14 protein-coding genes and 1 tRNA gene are annotated in these 19,782 nt (G+C 70.9%); 5 read left to right on the top strand and 10 right to left on the bottom strand.

Annotated elements, in window-relative coordinates; all coding sequences use genetic code 11:
• Positions 1–64 precede the first annotated feature (64 nt).
• From topA to ACIP6U_RS19020, 5 genes are all read left to right on the top strand, one after another.
• Positions 65–2,896 (top strand): type I DNA topoisomerase, encoded by a 2,832-nt coding sequence (gene topA, locus ACIP6U_RS19040; RefSeq protein WP_401718863.1) that lies wholly within the window; start codon positions 65–67, stop codon positions 2,894–2,896.
• A 146-nt stretch (positions 2,897–3,042) separates the two neighbouring features.
• A complete protein-coding gene (gene tmk / locus ACIP6U_RS19035; protein WP_401718860.1) occupies positions 3,043–6,390 on the top strand; it encodes a dTMP kinase in 3,348 nt (1,115 codons plus the stop codon).
• 293 nt (positions 6,391–6,683) lie between these two features.
• Entirely contained in the window at positions 6,684–7,889 is a 1,206-nt protein-coding gene (locus ACIP6U_RS19030) for a DNA polymerase III subunit delta' (protein ID WP_401718857.1), read from the top strand.
• Between the two features lie 214 nt (positions 7,890–8,103).
• On the top strand, positions 8,104–9,690 hold the full coding sequence (locus tag ACIP6U_RS19025; protein WP_401718854.1) for an alpha/beta hydrolase: 1,587 nt from the start codon (positions 8,104–8,106) through the stop codon (positions 9,688–9,690).
• A gap of 119 nt (positions 9,691–9,809) precedes the next feature.
• Positions 9,810–9,883 (top strand) — tRNA-Thr (locus tag ACIP6U_RS19020).
• Between the two features lie 47 nt (positions 9,884–9,930).
• Here ACIP6U_RS19020 and ACIP6U_RS19015 read toward each other — a convergent pair.
• From ACIP6U_RS19015 to ACIP6U_RS18970, 10 genes are all read right to left on the bottom strand, one after another.
• Positions 9,931–11,328: a tyrosine-type recombinase/integrase gene (locus ACIP6U_RS19015; protein WP_401718851.1), complete on the bottom strand. Its 1,398-nt coding sequence runs from the start codon at positions 11,326–11,328 to the stop codon at positions 9,931–9,933.
• A gap of 64 nt (positions 11,329–11,392) precedes the next feature.
• Complete coding sequence (locus tag ACIP6U_RS19010) at positions 11,393–11,578, bottom strand: helix-turn-helix domain-containing protein (RefSeq protein WP_366433649.1); 186 nt, start codon at positions 11,576–11,578, stop codon at positions 11,393–11,395.
• A 455-nt stretch (positions 11,579–12,033) separates the two neighbouring features.
• Positions 12,034–13,509 carry an ATP-binding protein gene (locus ACIP6U_RS19005; RefSeq protein ID WP_401718848.1) on the bottom strand — a complete coding sequence of 492 codons (1,476 nt, stop codon included), beginning with the start codon at positions 13,507–13,509 and terminating at the stop codon, positions 12,034–12,036.
• Positions 13,502–14,344, bottom strand: coding sequence for a DNA primase (locus tag ACIP6U_RS19000; RefSeq protein ID WP_401718845.1), 843 nt, complete (start codon positions 14,342–14,344; stop codon positions 13,502–13,504). Before ACIP6U_RS19000 ends, ACIP6U_RS19005 begins: the two co-directional genes overlap by 8 nt.
• Positions 14,341–15,414 (bottom strand): DNA cytosine methyltransferase, encoded by a 1,074-nt coding sequence (locus ACIP6U_RS18995; protein ID WP_401718842.1) that lies wholly within the window; start codon positions 15,412–15,414, stop codon positions 14,341–14,343. Before ACIP6U_RS18995 ends, ACIP6U_RS19000 begins: the two co-directional genes overlap by 4 nt.
• A gap of 98 nt (positions 15,415–15,512) precedes the next feature.
• The gene (locus ACIP6U_RS18990) at positions 15,513–17,354 is read right to left on the bottom strand and encodes a type IV secretory system conjugative DNA transfer family protein (RefSeq protein ID WP_401718839.1); all 1,842 of its coding nucleotides are present in this window, start codon (positions 17,352–17,354) and stop codon (positions 15,513–15,515) included.
• 320 nt (positions 17,355–17,674) lie between these two features.
• The gene (locus tag ACIP6U_RS18985; RefSeq protein WP_401718836.1) at positions 17,675–17,983 is read right to left on the bottom strand and encodes a hypothetical protein; all 309 of its coding nucleotides are present in this window, start codon (positions 17,981–17,983) and stop codon (positions 17,675–17,677) included.
• Between the two features lie 17 nt (positions 17,984–18,000).
• Positions 18,001–18,366 (bottom strand): RRQRL motif-containing zinc-binding protein, encoded by a 366-nt coding sequence (locus tag ACIP6U_RS18980; RefSeq protein ID WP_401718833.1) that lies wholly within the window; start codon positions 18,364–18,366, stop codon positions 18,001–18,003.
• Complete coding sequence (locus ACIP6U_RS18975) at positions 18,366–19,259, bottom strand: DUF2637 domain-containing protein (protein WP_401718831.1); 894 nt, start codon at positions 19,257–19,259, stop codon at positions 18,366–18,368. Before ACIP6U_RS18975 ends, ACIP6U_RS18980 begins: the two co-directional genes overlap by 1 nt.
• Positions 19,256–19,522 (bottom strand): DUF6284 family protein, encoded by a 267-nt coding sequence (locus ACIP6U_RS18970; RefSeq protein WP_401718828.1) that lies wholly within the window; start codon positions 19,520–19,522, stop codon positions 19,256–19,258. The genes ACIP6U_RS18975 and ACIP6U_RS18970 overlap by 4 nt, the downstream gene beginning before the upstream one ends.
• Positions 19,523–19,782: the final 260 nt, after the last annotated feature.

Here is a 19,782-nt window from a genome sequence, read left to right as displayed (position 1 = left end):
GACCCGACCCCGGGCCGAGCAGCTTCGGGGGAGGCCCCAGCGTCGACCGGAGAGAAGAGCGAAGTTGTCCCCGACCAGCGAGACCGCACACGGCGGCCGCCGACTCGTCATTGTCGAGTCGCCCGCCAAGGCGAAGACGATCAAGGGCTACCTTGGCCCCGGATATGTCGTCGAGGCGAGTGTCGGGCACATCCGTGACCTTCCCAACGGCGCCGCGGAGGTGCCCGAGAAGTACACGGGCGAGGTCCGTCGCCTCGGCGTGGACGTCGAGCACGACTTCGAGCCGATCTATGTGGTCAACGCCGACAAGCGCGCCCAGGTCAAGAAGCTCAAGGACCTGCTCAAGGACTCCGACGAACTCTTCCTGGCCACCGATGAGGACCGCGAGGGCGAAGCCATCGCGTGGCACCTCCTGGAGGTCCTGAAGCCCAAGGTCCCGGTCAAGCGCATGGTGTTCCACGAGATCACCAAGGACGCGATCCGTGCCGCCGTGGCCAACCCGCGCGACCTCAACCAGCTGATGGTCGACGCCCAGGAGACCCGACGCATCCTCGACCGCCTCTACGGCTACGAGGTCTCGCCGGTCCTGTGGAAGAAGGTCATGCCGCGCCTGTCGGCCGGCCGTGTCCAGTCCGTCGCCACCCGGCTCGTGGTGGAGCGGGAGCGCGAGCGCATCGCCTTCCGTTCCGCCGAGTACTGGGATCTGACCGGCACCTTCGGGACCGGCCGGGCCGGTGACGCGAGCGACCCGTCGTCCCTCGTCGCCCGCCTCCAGGCCGTCGACGGCAAGCGGGTCGCGCAGGGCCGCGACTTCGACTCCCTGGGACAGCTCAAGACCGCGAACACCCTCCACCTCGACGAGGCCAACGCCCGCGCGCTGGCCGCCGCCCTGGAGAACACGCGGTTCGCCGTCCGCTCCGTCGAGTCGAAGCCGTACCGCCGCTCGCCGTACGCGCCCTTCCGTACGACGACGCTCCAGCAGGAGGCCAGCCGCAAGCTCGGCTTCGGCGCGAAGGCCACGATGCAGGTCGCGCAGAAGCTGTACGAGAACGGCTACATCACCTACATGCGTACGGACTCCACGACCCTGAGCGAGACGGCGGTCACCGCCGCCCGCGCCCAGGTGACGCAGCTGTACGGCGCCGACTACCTGCCGGCCCAGCCGCGCGTGTACGCCGGGAAGGTCAAGAACGCGCAGGAGGCGCACGAGGCGATCCGCCCCTCGGGTGATCGTTTCCGCACGCCCGCCGAGACCGGCCTGACCGGCGACCAGTTCCGGCTCTACGAGCTGATCTGGAAGCGGACCGTCGCCTCCCAGATGAAGGACGCGGTCGGCAACTCCGTCACCGTGAAGATCGGTGGCACCGCCGCCGACGGCCGGGACGTCGAGTTCAGCGCCTCCGGCAAGACGATCACCTTCCACGGCTTCCTGAAGGCCTACGTCGAGGGCGCGGACGACCCGAACGCCGAGCTGGACGACCGCGAGCGCCGGCTGCCCCAGGTCGCCGAGGGCGACGCGCTGACCGCCGAGGAACTCACGGTCGACGGGCACGCCACCAAGCCCCCGGCCCGCTACACCGAGGCCAGCCTCGTCAAGGAGCTCGAAGAGCGCGAGATCGGCCGCCCGTCGACGTACGCGTCGATCATCGGCACGATCCTCGACCGCGGCTACGTCTTCAAGAAGGGCACGGCCCTGGTGCCGTCCTTCCTGTCCTTCGCCGTGGTCAACCTCCTGGAGAAGCACTTCGGGCGGCTCGTCGACTACGACTTCACCGCCAAGATGGAGGACGACCTCGACCGCATCGCCAGCGGCGAGGCGCAGGCCGTGCCGTGGCTGCGGCGCTTCTACTTCGGCGAGGGCGAGGCGACGGGCGCCGCCGAGGCCGGCAACGGCGACGGCGACCACCTGGGCGGCCTCAAGGAACTCGTCACCGACCTGGGCGCGATCGACGCCCGCGAGGTGTCGTCCTTCCCGGTCGGCAACGACATCATGCTGCGCGTCGGCCGCTACGGCCCCTACGTGGAGCGCGGCGAGAAGGACTCCGAGAACCACCAGCGCGCCGACGTGCCCGAGGATCTGGCCCCCGACGAGCTGAGCGTCGAGCACGCGGAGGAGCTGCTCGCCAAGCCGAGCGGCGACTTCGAGCTGGGCGCCGACCCCGAGTCGGGCCACCAGGTCATCGCCCGTGACGGCCGCTACGGCCCGTACGTCACCGAGGTGCTCCCCGAGGGCACCCCGAAGACCGGGAAGAACGCCGTCAAGCCGCGTACGGCCTCGCTGTTCAAGTCGATGTCCCTCGACACGGTGACGCTGGCCGACGCGCTCAAGCTGATGTCGCTGCCGCGCGTCGTCGGCACGGACGCGGACGGCGTGGAGATCACCGCGCAGAACGGCCGCTACGGCCCGTACCTGAAGAAGGGCACGGACTCGCGGTCGCTGACGGCCGAGGACCAGCTCTTCACGATCACGCTGGAAGAGGCGCAGGCGATCTACGCCCAGCCCAAGCAGCGGGGCCGCGCGGCCGCCAAGCCGCCGCTGAAGGAACTGGGCGTGGACCCGGTCAGCGAGAAGCCGGTCGTGGTGAAGGACGGCCGCTTCGGGGCGTACGTCACCGACGGGGAGACCAACGCGACCCTGCGCTCCGGCGACAGCGTCGAGGAGATCACCCCGGAGCGCGGCTACGAGCTGCTCGCCGAGAAGCGCGCCAAGTCGCCCGCCAAGAAGACGGCGAAGAAGGCGCCCGCCAAGAAGGCCGCACCGGCCAAGAAGGCGACGGCGGCCAAGAAGACCGCGGCGAAGAAGACGACGACGGCCGCCAAGAAGACGACCACGAAGAAGGCCGCCACGAAGACGGTCGCCAAGAAGGCGACGGCTTCGAACTCGGCGGACGACTGAGAGACGTTCGGGGCGGGGCCCACAATCGGCCCCGACCTTCACGTTCTGTTCGCGAAACGAACGCCTCGGCATCAGTTTGGTGTCGAGGCGTGCGCACGTTCGGGTGGGCGCCGCGTGCTGTCAGTCCGTCCCGATAGGCTGAAAGCATGACGCGAGCCGAGCAGCCAACGGCCCACCACCCGGCCCCCGACGACGCCCTTGTCGCGGACTCCCGCGAGCGCGCCGTCCGCGCCCTGTTGCGGCAACCGCAGCTGAAGCGATTGTGGAGCGCACAGTTCGTGGGGTCGGTCGGCGACACCCTCGCGCTGCTGGCGCTGGTGCTCCTCGCCCTGCAAGCGGCCATCGCCGAGGGCTCGTTCGGCGGCGGCTACCGAGGCGTGGCGTTCGCAGTGGCGACCGTTTTCGCGGTGCGCGTCCTCGCGACACTGCTCTTCGGCGCCGTGCTCCTGGGCCCGCTCACCTCGCTGACCTCGCACGAGGGCCCGCTGGACCGCCGCTGGACCATGGTCGGCGCCGACGGACTGCGCGCCCTGGTGCTCATCGTCGCGCCCCTGTGGATCGACTGGACGCCGGACGACGCACTGGCCGTCCTCTTGGTCACCGCCTTCGTCACCGGTGTCGCCGAGCGCTTCTGGACGGTGTGCCGCGAGAGCGCGGCGCCCGCGCTGCTGCCGGCCCCGCCCCTGGAGGGCGCGACGGTACGACCGCTGCCGGACCACATGGACGCGCTGCGCCGCCTCTCGCTGCGCACGACCTTCGTGGCGGTCCCCGCCGCCGCCGTCGTGCTCGTCGTGGCGGGGCTCGTCAACAACCTGCTGGGCACCGGGATCGAGTGGTTCGCGCAGCACCAGGCGGCCCTCGCGTCGTACGTCGCGGCCGGACTGTTCGCCGCGTCCCTGTCCGTGGTGACCTTCCTGGAGCTGCCCGACGCACGTACGCCACGCGCGCGTTCACCGCTGGAGGGCCTGCGCCGCCCCAAGACGGGCACCGGCGTCGACAAGGGCCGCACCGGAGCCATCCCGCTGCTGGTGCCGGCCACCGCCGCGATCGCCGGTGCGATCGCCGCGGCCGTCTCCGTGTCCGTGCTGCACGCCAAGGACCTGGGCGGCGGACCGGTGACGTACGGACTGCTGGTGTTCGGGCTGACCGGCGGTGTCGTCGTCGGCATCCGTACGGCGCCCAAGATGCTGGTGTCGCTGTCGCGGCGTCGGCTGCTCGCGCTGGCGATCGCCTTCACCGGCGTCGCCCTGCTGGCCGCCGGTCTCGTCCCGGACGTCACCACGGTGCTGCTGATCGTCGCGCTGGCCGGCGTCGGTGCGGGCGTGGCCGCCAACACCGGGCACACCCTCCTCGACCAGGAGGCCGAGGACTACCGGCGCACCCGCACCACCGAGCATCTGCACGCGGTGGTACGGGTCTTCGTGGCGCTCGGCGCGGTGATCGCCCCGCTGGTCGCCGCCGCGATCGGGCCGCACCGGCTGGAGAACGGCAAGTTCGTGTTCGCGCACGGCGGCGCCGCCTTCACCCTGATGCTGGTCGGCGCGCTGCTGCTGCCGCTGGCCGCGATGGTGCTGGCCAAGGCCGACGACCGCGCCGGGGTGCCGCTGCGGCACGACCTGCGCGACGCGCTGCTCGGCGGCGACGACCCGGTGACGGTGCCCGCGACGAGCGGCTTCTTCATCGCTCTCGAAGGCGGCGACGGCGCCGGGAAGTCCACCCAGGCCGAGGCGCTCGCCGAGTGGATAAGGGCCAAGGGCCACGAGGTCGTGGTGACGCGCGAGCCCGGGGCGACGCCGGTGGGCAAGCGCCTGCGGTCGATCCTGCTGGACGTGTCGAGCGCGGGGCTCTCGCACCGGGCGGAGGCGCTGCTGTACGCGGCGGACCGCGCGGAGCACGTGGACACCGTGGTCAGGCCCGCCCTTGAGCGCGGAGCGGTGGTCGTCTCGGACCGCTACATCGACTCCTCGGTGGCCTACCAGGGCGCGGGGCGCGACCTGTCCCCGACGGAGATCGCCCGCATCAACCGCTGGGCGACCGACGGCCTCGTACCGCATCTGACCGTCCTGCTGGACGTGTCCCCGGACATCGCCCGCGAGCGCTTCACGGAGGCGCCGGACCGGTTGGAGTCCGAGCCCGCCGAGTTCCACGCGCGTGTGCGCTCCGGCTTCCTCACGCTGGCCGCGGCCGACCCCGGGCGCTACCTCGTCGTGGACGCGGGCCAGGAGCCCGAGGCCGTCACGACCGTCGTACGCCACCGGCTCGACCAGATGCTGCCCCTGTCCGAGGCCGAGGTGAAGGCCCAGGAGGAGGCGCGGAAGAAGGCCGAGGAGGACGCCCGGCGCAGGGCGGAGGAAGAGGCCGCGCGCAAGGCGGAGGAAGAGCGGCTGGAGCGCGAGCGCCAGGAGCAGTTGGAGCGGCTGCGCGCCGAGGAGGAGGAGCGCAAGCGGCGCGAGCTGGAGGAGGCGCAGCGGCGCGAGGCCGAGCGGCAGGCGGAGGAGGCCCGGTTGCGTGCCGAGGAGGCCCGCCGTCGCGCCGAGGAGGAGCGCGTCCGGCTCCTCGCCGAGGAGAAGGCCCGCGCCGAGGAGGAGGCCCGCCGCAAGGTCGAGGAGGAGCGGCGCCGCAAGCAGGCCGAGGAGGAGGCCCGGCTGCAGGCCGAGGCCGAGGCCCGACGCCTGGAGAAGCAGCGCAGGGCGGAAGAGGCCCTGATGCGGGCCGAGGAGGCACGGCGGCTGGCGGAGCGGGCCGCGGCTGCGGCGGAGGCGGGGCCCAAGTCGAGGCCGGAGCCTTCGGGGGCGGCTGCGGCGGCTTCGGGTGCGCGGCCGGAGGCGACGACTGTGCCGACGCCGGTGGTGTCGCCGACGGAGGCCGCGGACGCGTCCAAGGGGTCGGGCGGGGCGAAGGCTTCCGGCGGGCCGGCCAAGTCCGGTGGGTCGGTGGACGATACGGCCGTATTGCGGCCGGTGCGTGAGGACGCGCGGGACGATGAGCAGGGCTCGGGCGGTTCTGCCGGCAAGGAGTCCGCGTCCGAGGTGACGGCGCAGTTGCCGCAGCCGCCGGCTCCCGCGGGGGCCGCCGACGAGACGGCTGTGCTGCCGCCGGTGCCGCCGGGTGCGGCTGATGAGACGGCTGTGCTGCCTTCGGTCGGGTCGGGTGCGGCGGACGATACGGCTGTGCTGCCGCCCGTGGTTCCGGGTGCGGCCGACGAGACCGCCGTACTGCCGCCCGTTCGGGGCGACCAGCCTGCGGACCGGGTGCCGCCGGGGTTCTTCCGGGAGGAGCAGGCGCAGGCGCCCTCCGAGCCGGGCGAGGACCGTACGCGGGAGATGCCCCAGGTCGACCCCGAGGGCGCGCCCAAGCGGCGGCCGCGGTCGGACTGGGCCGAGGAGACGCCGTTGGACGATCTGCCGTCGCTGGCGGACGAGTTGCTCGGCCCGCGGGACGACGACGAGATCGACGACGGGCGTGGACGGCGCGGTTGGGGACGGCGGGGCTGAGGCCGCTGTCTGCGGGGGCCTGGGTTGACGTTGGTTGTTCGGCCGGCTGCGTGGCAGTCGGCCGCTGCCCTCGCCGGCTCGGGCTCAGCCGCTGGCTCGGCGCCGGCTCCTGAGCTGAGGATGGGATCGGTCGTTCGGCCGGCTGTCGGGTCGGTGGCTCGGAGCGGCTCGGCTCGAGGCGGCTAGGGGCACCCTTCGGAGGCAGCGCAGCGCCCCGCTCGGGACCCGTTGTCAGTGGTGGCCCGCACAATGGAAGCCGCATCGCGAAACGTGACGAAAGGGCGGGGTGAGGCATGACCGTCTGGGACGACCTCGTCGGCCAGGAGAAGGTGGCCGAGCAGCTCGCCGCCGCTGCCCGGGACGCCGACGCCCTGGTCACGGCGGCCGGCACGAACACCCCGCCGCCCGAGGCGTCGAAGATGACGCACGCGTGGCTCTTCACCGGTCCGCCGGGCGCCGGGCGCACGCAGACGGCACGGGCGTTCGCCGCCGCCCTGCAGTGCGTGTCCCCGGACCGCGCGCTCGGCGGATCCCCGGGCTGCGGGTTCTGCGAGGGCTGTCATACGGCGCTCATCGGCACGCACGCCGACGTGACCACCGTCGCCGCCGTGGGCACGCAGATCCTCGCCGACGACATGCGGGACACCGTCCGGAAGTCGTTCACGTCACCGGCGACCGGCCGCTGGCAGATCATCCTCGTCCAGGACGCCGAGCGGCTGAACGAGAAGTCGGCCAACGCCGTCCTCAAGGCCGTCGAGGAACCCGCCCCCCGCACGGTCTGGCTCCTCTGCGCGCCCTCGCTGGAGGACGTGCTGCCCACCATCCGCTCCCGCTGCCGGCACCTCAACCTGCTGACGCCCTCGGTGGACGCCGTGGCCGACATGCTCGTACGGCGGGAAGGGATCGAACCGGCCGTCGCCGCCGCCGCGGCCCGCGCCACGCAGGGGCACGTCGACCGGGCCCGCCGTCTCGCCACCGACCCGGCCGCCCGGGAGCGGCGCACCGCGGTGCTGAAGCTGCCGCTGCGGGTCGACGAGGTCGGCAGCGCGCTCAAGGCCGCCCAGGAGCTCGTCGATGCGGCTGCCGAGGACGCCAAGCAGCTCGCCGAGGAGGTGGACGGCAAGGAGACCGAGGAGCTGAAAGCGGCGATGGGCGGGGGCCAGGGCAGCCGGATGCCGCGTGGTACGGCGGGGGTGATGAAGGACCTGGAGGACAAGCAGAAGCGGCGCCGTACGCGTACGCAGCGCGACAGCCTCGACCTCGCCCTGACCGACCTCACGTCCTTCTACCGCGACGTCCTCGCCCTCCAGTTCGGCTCCCGGGTCGCCATCGCCAACGCGGACGCCGGCGACACCCTGGACCGCCTCGCCCGCGCCGGCTCCCCGGAGTCGACCCTCAGGCGTATCGAGGCAATCGCCGCGTGCCGGGACGCCCTCGACCGGAACGTGGCTCCGCTGCTGGCGGTGGAGGCGATGGCGATGGCGCTCAGAGCGGGCTGAGGCGAGCTGAGAGCGGGCTGGGTCGAGCTGAGAGTGGGCTGGGCTGGGCCGGGGTCGCGGCTGGGGCTGGGGCGGGTCACCCTCGGGTGCCGTTCCTCTCTGCCGGACCTGGCGATCAATGGGAGCGATCAACGGGAGGTTGACGACGTAACTCGTACGAGGTTCATCGCACACGGAGAGCGTTCATCGAATCGCGCAGCGTTACGCTCGCGTGATGCACTTCAGGCGCCGCAGCATCCGCCCCGGTCGATCACGTACCGCCGCCGTTCTCCTTGCCACCACCGCCCTGCTCGCCTCCGCCTGCTCGTCCTCCGGCTCGGCGAACTCCGTCGACGGTGCCGCGTCCGTGGCGCTGGCCGCGCTGCCGCGGGCCACGCCGGCGACGCTCGCGCCGTACTACGCGCAGAAGGTGAGCTGGCGCAGCTGCGGAGTCCCCGGTTTCGAGTGCGCCACGATGAAGGCGCCGCTCGACTACGCCGAGCCGACCGCCGGTGATGTCCGGCTGGCCGTCGCGCGCAAGAAGGCGACGGGGAAGGGCAAGCCGCTCGGGTCGTTGCTGGTGAACCCGGGTGGTCCGGGCGGCTCGGCGATCGGCTACCTGCAGCAGTACGCGGGGATCGGCTACCCGGCCGAGGTGCGGGCCCGGTACGACATGGTCGCCGTCGACCCGCGCGGAGTCGCCCGCAGTGAGCCCGTGGAGTGTCTCGACGGGCGGGACATGGACACGTACACGCAGACGGACACCACACCGGACGACAAGAAGGAGACCGGTGAACTCGTCGACGCGTACAAGGAGTTCGCGGAAGGGTGCGGGGAGCGGTCGGCGGAGCTGCTGAGGCATGTCTCCACCGTCGAGGCGGCGCGGGACATGGACATCCTGCGGGCGGTGCTGGGGGACCGGAAGCTGACGTATGTGGGGGCGTCCTACGGGACGTTCCTCGGGGCGACGTACGCCGGTCTGTTTCCCGACCGGGTGGGGCGGCTGGTGCTGGACGGGGCGATGGATCCGTCGCTGCCCGCGCGGCGGCTGAACCTCGACCAGACGGCGGGGTTCGAGACGGCGTTCCAGTCCTTCGCGAAGGACTGCGTGCAGCAGCCGGACTGTCCGCTCGGCCGCAAGGGCACCACGCCGGCCCAGGTCGGCAAGAACCTGAAGGTCTTCTTCCGCGCGTTGGACCGGCACCCGATCCCGGCCGGTGACGCGGACGGCCGCAAGCTCGGCGAGGCGCTCGCCACGACCGGTGTGATCGCGGCGATGTACGACGAGGGCGCGTGGGCGCAGCTGCGCGAGGCGCTGACGATGGCGATGAAGGAGAAGGACGGGGCGGGGCTGCTGGTGCTGTCGGACAGCTACTACGAGCGTGACGCCAAGGGCGACTACTCGAACCTGATGTTCGCCAACGCCGCCGTCAACTGCCTCGACCTGCCGGCGGCGTTCTCGACCCCGGACCAGGTGGAGGAGTCGCTCCCCGCGTTCGAGAAGGCCTCCCCGGTCTTCGGCGAGGGCCTCGCCTGGGCCTCCCTGAGCTGCGCGTACTGGCCGGTCAAGCCCACGGGGGAGCCGCACCGGATCGTGGCGAAGGGCGCGGCCCCGATCGTCGTGGTCGGCACCACGCGGGACCCGGCGACCCCGTACGGCTGGGCTCGCGCGCTGTCCCGCCAGCTCTCCTCGGCGCGCCTGCTCACCTACGAGGGCGACGGGCACACCGCGTACGGCCGCGGCAGCGACTGCATCGACTCCACGATCGACGCCTACCTGCTCCACGGGACACCTCCGGCGGAGGGAAAGCGCTGTTCATAGGGGGTGCGGTCGGTTTCTCACCGGCCTCGGGGGGCGCTGCTCCGGGGCCGGTACGGAGCACCCCTCGAAACTGTGTAGACTTTCCGACGTTGCTGATCGCACCATGGTGTGACCAGCGCGCCGCCTTAGCTCAGATGGCCAGAGCAACGCACTCGTAATGCGTAGGTCTCGGGTTCGAATCCCGAAGGCGGCTCTGCCGAAGCCTCAGGACTCACTCGCCGTGACCTGGGGCTTTTGCTTTTACCGGATACGACGGCGGGCGCGGGAGCGAGCCGCGCGACGGTCCCCAGTCTCAGTTCTAGTCTCAGTTGCGGGTTCCGGGGCAGGTTCCGGGGCGGGCAGGAACGTGTCCCCCATGCGGCGCATGGCGTCCTTCGAGAGGTGCGAGCGGCCCTTGACGTAGCGGCGGGTCTGACTGATCTGCGTGTGCCGGAGGATCTCCATGATCGTGGGCATGTCGACCCCGAGTTCGTTCAGGATCGTGCCGGCGGTGTGGCGGCTCCCGTCGTAGAGGCGACGGTCTGTGATGCCTGCCTGTCCGAGCAACTCCTTGAACTCCTCCCAGTCGGCGCGGGGATCGATGGGGCGGCCGTCGGGGCGGGTGAACACGGCCTGGTGTTCCTGCCAGAGTTCGCCGGCTGCCTCGCGTAGTTCGTCCTGCTGCGCCTTGTGCGCGATCAGGTAGGGGACGAAGGCGGGCGGGATCGGTACGGGGTTCGTGCTCTTCTTGGTCTTGGGGCGGGTGAAGGCCAGCCCTCCGCCCTTGCGGTCGGGGCAGATGCTCGCGTGCTTGACGCAGGACGTGGTGCACGGCTTTGGGCACCCCCGCTTGTAGTTCCTGTGCGTGGCGCAGTCGGGCGGGCAGGGCTCGAAGCGGTGCAGACGCGCCCCGCAGGCGTGCGCGTCACCGCAGCCGTGGCGCCAAGTGAGGCGCTGTAGCTGCCACTTGGGGTGGAACAGTTCGGCCGCGAGGTCGACGTAGGGCCAGCGCAGTCCCAGGGTCTCGCCCTGCCGGAAGCCCATGCCGACGCCGACGATCCACCGCATGAACGTGGGCCGCTTGGCCGCCGCTTCCAGGAACGCCTTGGCCTCTTCCTGGGTGAACGGGTTCGCCTCGGTCTCGTCGATCGAGGGCGGGTCGACCAGGGTGGCGACGTTCTCGCCGATCACCCGGCGGCGGTGGGCAATCTTCAGGGCCCGCGACAGGATGCGGTGCACCTTCACCACGTGGGACGGGGCGTGACCTGCGTCGAGCATGGCCCGGTACATCTGCTCCAAATGCTCGGGGGCGAGCTTGTCGATGCGGTGCTTCCCGACCCCGGGGACGATGTCGTTGCGGGTCTTTGACCAGTAGTCATCCAGCGAGCGGGGCTTGAGCTTCAGGCTCGCGATGCTGGTCAGATAGGTGGTCATCCACTGCTCTACGGTCGGCTTGCGGCCGGCCACCGGAGCGCGCCCCTTGTCCCGGAGCTTCTCCAGCTCGCGGACCTTACGGCGCACAGCGGGTTCGGTGCGGGCCATGCGGTGGCGGCGGTCGGGGCTCCCATCGGGCAGCACGCCCATGGTCACGCGGCCGTGCCACCAGCCGTCATCGCCCAAGTAGATGGTGGATTCCAGGTTCGACTTGCGGGGGCTCATGCATCTCTCCAAGACAGAGGCGGCCCCGGACGAATCGTCCGGGGCCGCCTTGAGGGGGCTGGGGTTAGAGGCTGTCGACGTAGGCCTTGAGGACTGCGACCTTGATGCGGCGGCATCGGCCTTGTTTCACGAAGGCCAGGACACCGTCAGCCATGAGTTCGTAGACCGTGGACCGACCCAGCCGCAGGGCTACGGCGGCCTCCTCGGGGGTGTAGAGAAGGGGCTCAACGGGGCGAACGGCGGTGCTCATCCGGGGTGCCTCCGGGGCGATTCGGCCTTACCTGGCGGGGAGTTGGAGCGTGGATCTGTCCGAGGTTCGGATCTCTGCGTCACCCGCGCCATCAGCGTCATTAGAGGGTCTGACCTGTGGTTTTGGGTGACGTGGCGGATCGGGGCTGCGTCACCCGTGCGTCATCGTCTGCGTCACCGGGTGACGCAGGTGACGCAGGATGACGCAGAGCAAGCCGTCTGCGTCACCACTGTTCGTGCAGGTCAGAAGCCGTTTTCCGGCGCGGGTGACGCAGGTGACGCAAGGTCTTCCTACTTAGGACAAAGAAGGGGCTGCCTGTAGTAGTTGGGTGCGCCTTACAGAGCGAAGAAGGAGCCGCTTCGCGGCGCGACCTTGGGGCGGCTGCGCCGAACAGCAAGAGGAGCACGCCGCGACGGGTGCTCCTCTTGCTGTTCGTCTGGACGTGCCGGGTGTGGTCAGAACGCCCGCCCCTGCTCGTGCGGCGCCGGGGGGACTGTGCGGGTCATTTCGAGGTAGCGGCCCGCTTTGGTGCGGCCCGCGTCGACGATGACGCGCCGGGCGGCCAGGGTGGGTTGGAGGCGCTTGAGCCGGTCGGAGAGGACTTTGCCGGTGGTCGGCCACCCCTTGGGCAGGGGACGGCAGTCGTCGCCGCTGTAGAGGCGGCTGAGGCATGCAAGCCATTCCGTGGACGTCATCTGCTGCGAGGCGCCAGGCTCGATGGTCTCGGCATGCAGGAGAACCGTCTGTGCCAACAGGTCGCCCTCGATGACGTCGTCGTTCAGGTCGTCCAGACTCGCCTGGTAGGCGGCCAGAGCTCCGAGCCCGGTCGCGGCGTCGAACTGCGCGCACAGGTGCGCGAAGTCCGCCATCCGCAGGTCGGTCGGTGTCTCCGCGTCCATGGCGCGGACCTTGACCGTGAGGTCCAGGAGCGAGCCGAGAACTACGGGCAGCACTTCCGCGTAGTCCGCCCACAGTTCCGCCTCGGTGCGCCGGACCTTGGGGCGCTCCAACCGCAGCGGCAGGAGCCTGTCCGCAAGGTCGGGGCGGATGACGCCGACGTCGATCCCGGTCAGCAGGAGCGGCCGGCGGTAGCCGACGCGGAAGACGTCCCCGTCGGTGAACAGGGCCCGCTTGACGCTCTCGGCTCCGGTCACGATGCAGCACATCGCATCCGACAGGTCCGGCGTCACGTGCGAGAGGTTGTCCAGCGCGGTGACCCATCCCGCCGCCACGGCCGCGATCAGGCTTTCCTCATCCTTGGGCGCCCGGCGCAGGTCACCGCTCATGCCTTCGATGATCCGGGTGAGCATCCGTCCCCCGGTGGACTTGCCCGCTCCCTGCGGTCCGGTGAGGAACGGGGCGGGGACGGGCACGGATGGACCGAGGCAGCCGATCAGCCACACGATGGCCAGGCACTCGGTCTCAGCGTTGGCGAAGTTGCACAGCCGCATCAGCAGGTCGACGCCCTTGCCCTCAGTGTTCTTGGCTGGCAGGGGGAGTTCCCCGGTGAGCTGGGTACGGCGCCAGCACACTTCGCGCGGGTCGGGGGTGAGGATGTCCCACTCGGTGGGGTGGATGCGGACGGACTGTCCGTCGTCGCGGCCCAGGTCCAGCCACGTCGCCCCGTCGTATCCGGGGGCGACGCGGATGTGTACGGGCTGGACGTTCTCGGTCAGGGCGAGTGCTTCGATCAGGTCCAATGCCTCTTTGATCGCCGACCCGTTGAAGGCGCCGCGACCGTCCCGGTAGAGGCCGACCATGAGTTCCTGGCGGTGGCTGCCGGTGGTGCCCTGGGAGCGGATAGGGCGGGCGACGGGGTGGCCGTTCTTCTGCGCGTACACGGTTCCGTCGGCGGTGCGGAAGTACCGGAAATGGGCTTGTGCGTAGTCCGCGATGACTTCGCGGCCCGGGGGCTTGTCGTCGTCAGCCATGAGTCAGTCCCAACGTGGTCAGCGCGTTGGTCCACGCGTCGGTGCAGTGCCGGGCGGTTTCGCCTTTGGCCTGGGCAGCGGTGAACAGGCGTGCGGTGTGCGCGTCGGTGAGGCAGCCGCACCGGCCGTGTGTGGACAGCACTGCGAGGAAGGTCCGGTAGACGGTGGCGTGCACCGCCTCACGGGCCTGAGTGATGCGCTGCTCTGCCATGGCGATGCCACGGTCCAGGTAGGTGGGCGTGCGGTGCGGGCATTTCCCGCCCCGAGCCAGCACGGGCACGGTGACGGGTGCCGGCCGGACGGGGGTGGGCTCCTTCACGGTCAGCGCGCGCACGACGTCCGGGAGCGCCGTGATGGTGCCGGTGCCGGGTCCCAGCCAACGGGCGTAGGCCATGAGGGACTTGACGTCGACACCGGGCCGGACCGCGTTGGCCGACTGCATGGTGCCCTGGTAGATCCAGTGCTCACCCCGCGTCGTCGGCACGACCCGCGTAGCGGGCAGGCTCGCGCGGGCCCACGCGATGGCTACCGCGTTGTCGAGGTCAACGACGGTGAGGCTGGCGCCCCCGGGGTGGTAGCCGACCGCTGCCGACTGCCGCCACGCGGCGGCCCACTGGGGGGAGTTGAGGATGTCCGGGGCGGTCGTGGCGGCGGCCCATCCGTGGCACGGGTGGGGGCAGGTGCAGGGGCCGGGGGTCTTCATGTTCGGCCGGCCGCCGCACGCGTTCTTCGCGCAGACGCGGCAGTTGCCGAACGGCACCTTCCCCGCCCGCAACGGCAGCGTCGGCACCCCGCGCGCGGCTAGGCCGAGGGCGATGCCCAGATGGGTGGTCATGCGGCGGCCCCCCATTCCTGGCGTGCGTGCAGGTGGGCTCCGAGGAGCAGGCCGTAGGCGTGGTGTGCCTGCCGGGGCACGGCGCCGTTGCCGAGGATCCTGAGTTGTTCCTTGCGGGGAATGCCGGGCACGGCGGTGACCCACCCGTTGGGCAGACCCATCAGCCATTCCGTGAACGCGGGCGACAGCCGCCGGTTGCCGCGGGTGCCGGGTTCGGTCGGGCACGGTGCCGGCCGGCCCGTGATGCGCTCCCAACGTCGGACGGCGGGCCCGTAGTCGGTACCGTCGGTAGAGACCCAACTGCCGCTGTATGGCAGGCGGTTGACGACGAACTCGTTGAGCGGGCGGGCGTTGCGGTCCATCAGGTTGGAGGCGCCCGACTTCCAGTCCCGTGCGGCCGGTGTGGGGACCAGGCTCAGGATGCGGGGGGTGCCGGCAGCCTGGTCACGGCGGTCCGCAGGTTCAACCCACCCCTGCGTTTGGGAGAGGTGCCGGGGCCGCCAGTGCCGTCGGAGCTGGTGGGGGTCGGCATCAGTGGGATGGGCAACTGCGAACCAGCGGTCGCGTTCGTGCGGGGCGCCGGTTTCGGGGTCACCAGCTCGTATGCATGTCCAGCGGAGGTCATACCGGATCGCGGCCAGGTCCGCGGCGACGACGTCCAGCCCCCGCGAGCGGAGCGCCGCCACGTTTTCCAGGAACGCGAGACGTGGTCGAAGGATGCCCACAGCCTCAGCGACGTTCTTCCAGACCCGAGACCACTGCCCATTGATTCCGTCCCTTCGTCCAGCGTTCGAGGTGTTGCGGCAGGGGAAACCGGCGGTCACGACCGTGGGCCGGTACAGGTCCCGGACGTGCTGCCAGTCCGTGGCGGTGATGTCCCCGAGGTTGGGCACGTCGGGGTGGTGTGCGGTGAACACGGTTGCGGCGTGCGGGTCGTTCTCGGCGAACGCGGCGACCAGGCCGCCGATGTGGGCGCGGACGGCGGATTCGATTCCGCCGTAGCCGGCGCACAGGGCGACGATGACCGGCGGGGGCATGAGGGCTCGCCGGATGTCGGTGGGTTGGGTCATGCTGGAGTTCTCCAGTTCCTTGAGCGTGCTGGATTGGCGGCGGCCCCGATTCATTGGCGTGAGGGGGCCGCCGTTGTCGTTCAGTCCTGCGGGAGTGTTCAGGCCGCTTGTTGGCCGGGCAGGAGCATGCCGTCGGCGGTCCGGTGCAGGCTGCCGTTCGCGGTGAGTGCCTTGATCTCGCGGGAGACGGTGCCCTTGTTGAGTCCGGTCTGGTCGGCCACGTCCCGCGCGGTGCGGGCACCGGACTGCACGGCTGTCAGCACCTTGTCCCGGTTGGTCGACGCCCCGGAAAGCGCGGGGGCCTCCTTGACCAGGTGCAGCGGTCGCGGCGGCTGCCCGCCGGTCGACTGGTCCGGGGTCCAGATGGACTTGGGCAGTGCGCGGACGCCGGCGTCGTCGAGGGTCCAGGTGCGGAGCATGCGCGGCCCGTAGCCCTTGAGGTAGCCGTGCCCCCGGTACTCGCGCCCGTCCGGGATCTGGTGGGGGGCGTAGTGCGCGCAGTCGTCCAGCGCCACCTGAGCCTGGGTCGTGCCGGCCACGCGCAGCGAGAACCGGGTGAGGAGGTTCGGTGCGATCAGCTTGTGCACGCCCGGCGCCCCGCCATCGGTCAGCGGGTACTGCGTGGCCCACCACAGAACGACACCACGCGAGCGACCCAGAGACGACAGCTCGATCAGGCGTTGCAGCCGCTCCTTGTCCTTCGTGATCAGGGCAAGGATCACCTGCCCCTCATCCACCACGACGGTGAGCTGAGGCCCGTCCCACACGCTGATCCCGCGCGCCTTCATGTCTGTCTTGCGGCGAGTCATCTCCGCATGCGCCGCATCCACCGCGTCCGTGATCTCGCCCTGTTCCACGGCGACACGGCACACGGGCTCCCAGATGTTGGCCTCTTCGCCCTTCCCGTCGATCAGGAGCAGGTCACCGCGCAGGTGCGCGGTCGCCATGAGCGGACGGAACGACCAGGACTTGCCGGTGCCGGACGCGCCGGACACCAATAGCCGTTCGTCGAACGGGATCAGAACCTCATCCCCCGTCTCGGTGTCCAGACCGAGACTCATCATCAGCGCGTCCGCCGGGATGCGGTCCGGGGTCCACAACGAGGACACGCCCGCGGCTGCCGAACGCGTCGCCAGCGTCAGGACCGCCCAGCCGCCTCGCGAGGCGGATGTGATCCGCACCCGCAGCGCGGTGCGGGCCCCGAGCAGCGCACGGACAGAGTCGGCCTTGTCCGCGAGCGTCTTGACCGTCCACGTCCCGTCCAGCCGGATCTCACACCGGATGCCGCCCGGCTCCATGGCCGGGGGCGTGGTGACCGTGCCCGACAGGCCACGGTCGGGGGCGTGCTCGACCCAGTACGAGGGGTCGAGCCGTTCCATGAGCTGACGCTCTTCCACCGACACCGACTCATCCACCACGACGCGCAGCTTGCGCCGCCCGAGCGCGAGCGCGGTCACGTTCGCCCCGATCAGCACAGCCGACGTAGCGGCTGGCCACACGGTGAGGTGCGCGGTGGACAGGAGCGCGGACGCGACCGTACTCGGCACGGCGTGCACCGAATGTGCTTGCATCGCACGGGCCTTGAGCGTGGTGGGGTAGTTCACCCGGGCGGCCTTGAGCTTGGCGCGAGTGTCCCGCTCGTGACTCAGGGCCGCCTTGGCCGCGACGCGTGCGGCGCGTCGGCTGGCCGTGAACGGGTTGTTCGACGCGGCCCGCGCGGCGTGTTGCTGTGACTTGGCGGTGGCGTGTGTGGAGCGCGCGGCGTTGTGTTCCTTCTGCGCGGCCATGAGCGCCTTCAAGTGCTCGGGGGAGCGCAGCTTGTTGCGCCGGTCGGCTTCAAGGTCCCAGCGGGCCGCGAACGGGGCACACACCGGGGCCATGGAGTCCAGTGCCGCAGTGGTGGTGTTGGTGGTGGTCGACCATGCTTGTTTCCAGTCCACGAAAGGGTCCTCCAAGACCGTGGATGAGGGCCGGTGCGCCGTTGCGTGGCGTCACCGGCCCGCCGGGTTGCAGGGGGCAGTGCTGTCGGTTGCGTCGACAGCACCGGTTGATCCCCTGCAACCGTGTCTGACCTGCGAGGTTGCAGAGTTGAGCGAGGGGGAGGGTGGGGGCCCTACGCGCACGCGCGCGTAGGGCGTCGGAAAACAGGGCCCTGCAACCCCCTCGCAGGGCCCTCAACGGCCGTACGCGGCCCGGGGGTTGTCACCCCACACGGACGGGGGTCCAAGCCCTCTGCGGGCCGCGTACGGGCTTGGCCCGTTCAGTCCTTGGAACGAGCGAGGCGGAGCGTGATCCCGCCGATGCTGACGGGGCCGGTTGCGGCGGCGATGGCCATCGCGGTGTGCACGGCGAAGTCGAGCAGCGCCAGGAGCGCGGCGATGGTGGTGAAGACGCCGATGGCGCCTGCTCCGGCGACCGCGATCGGGTACAGGTACTCGCGCAGCGGCCGGCCGGTGTGGTCGGTGGTGTGGACGACGATGACGACCGGCTGACCGGTGGCTTCCGCGCGGCGGTAGGCGTCGGCGGGAATGTGCGGGGCGATGATCCCCGGCGGGTCACGATGTGCCATCAGGTCCTCCCTCGCGGTCAGTTGGGGTAGGCGCAGGGAACGCAGGTACCGAGCGAGGTGGGGATGACGTATCCCGCGTCCGTGCGGCACTGCGGGCAGGTACGACGGGCGAGGTTGGCCTTGTCCAGCGCCGCCCGCTTCGCCGGCGTCATCGGCCGGACCGGCTTGGCGCAGTCGAGGCGGTAGAGGTAGGCGACCAGCGGGCCCCGCCGGTAGCGCGGGCGCAGGACTTGCCCGGCGACGGGCTGTCCGCCCGGACGCAGGCCACGCGCCCGCAACTGGCGGCGCGTGACCATGCCGTCGGGTGCCATCCGCCACGGGAAGGTGGGGATGCCGTAGCGGGCGCCGTCGGGGTCGAAGCACTTGCCGTACGCGCGCCCCATCACGGGGTGGTGGCGGCGCGTTCGGCGAGCAGAGTGTCCCGCAGCATGCGGGCGTTGGCCGGCGAGGTGCGAACCTCGCGGCGGATGCCCTCAGCGGTCACGTTCGCGGTCGGCCAGGCGGCCGTCACGGTGCGCGCCTCATCGAGCAATTGAGCCGGGGTCCGCTTCGGGCGAGCCGATCGGGCAGCGACAGGAACGGTGCCGGTCGCCCTGCGCGGCCGGGCCGATGTGGCAGGCACCGCACGCTTCGCGGACACCGGGACCGGCGCCGGGGCGATGGCCCGTACCGGCTTGAACGGCAGAGCCGACTTCACGAACCCGACCGCGACCGGATCGGGCATCCGCACCGCAGCCACAGTGATCGGCGCGGGGGTCGATTCGACGAGGTCAGCCCTAGACCGATTAGTGATGATCTGCTCTGATTCCTCACCATTCGCAACCCGTGCGGGAATCGGGGCGGGACGGTGGTGCAGCACCTTCGCGACCAGATCCGAGCCGAAGTAGATCGAGCCGACCGGGAGCGAGGTGGCGAGCAGCACCAACGCGTAGTTGGCGGGGTCCCAGTCGGCGAGTCGACCCCAGTCGACCGACGCGCCGTGCAGTTCGGGAACCAGTCCGTGGATGTAGTTGAGGACCAGCGAGGCGAGCGTGTAGGTGCCCAGCACCTTCAGCGCGAACCGCTTGTCTCCTTCATCCGTCAGGACCAGGGTGGCGAGCAGTGCCAGGGCCATCAGGCCGTCGACCACGAACGGGTAGAGCGTCGCGGCTGTGTTGTCCGCGCCGATCGCGCTGGCCACGTCCCGCAGTGCGTTCCACGAGACCCTGAACGCCATCCCGACCACGGCGACCAGCGCCAGGACCAGAAGGGCCTTGCCCTTGCGGTTCAGGTTCATGACCGCACCTCCGGGAGGACCGGAGCAGCGGTGTTCGCCAGTGAGCGACGGGCCGCCAACACACGACGGTGCGCCCGGCGGATACGCCGGCTGTCCAACTCCGTCGGGGTGCGGTCCATGCTGATGATCTGCGCGTCCAACAGGTCGACGCCCGCCAGGATGACCGGCATTTCCTGCTCGATGGCGTCCAGTTCCGCGGCGGTCGGCTCCATGAAGTCGGCGAACGCGGTAACAGCGTCCTGAACAGTAACGATGTGGTCCATTGGGTCGTGTTCCTCTCACGGGTGAGCGGCCCGAACAGCGGCCCCGGAGTTGCACCTCCGGGGCCGCGCGCCGTTGAAGTCGGAACATCCGGCTCCCCGCACTCCCGCCCGTATGGCCACCACGTGTGCGGCCGGACGGACGGGAGAGGCAGCCGGCCGCGACAGTGCCTGTCGCGAAGCCGAGAAGGGACCGGATCAAGGGATTCGGCGCCGTCGGCCGGTCCATCACGGCGACGCCCAAAGTTGTCGTTGGTGCATCG

The sequence above is a fragment of the Streptomyces sp. NPDC088794 genome (assembly GCF_044750545.1).
Lineage (GTDB): Bacteria > Actinomycetota > Actinomycetes > Streptomycetales > Streptomycetaceae > Streptomyces.
This window is presented reverse-complemented; position numbering and strand designations above follow the sequence as displayed.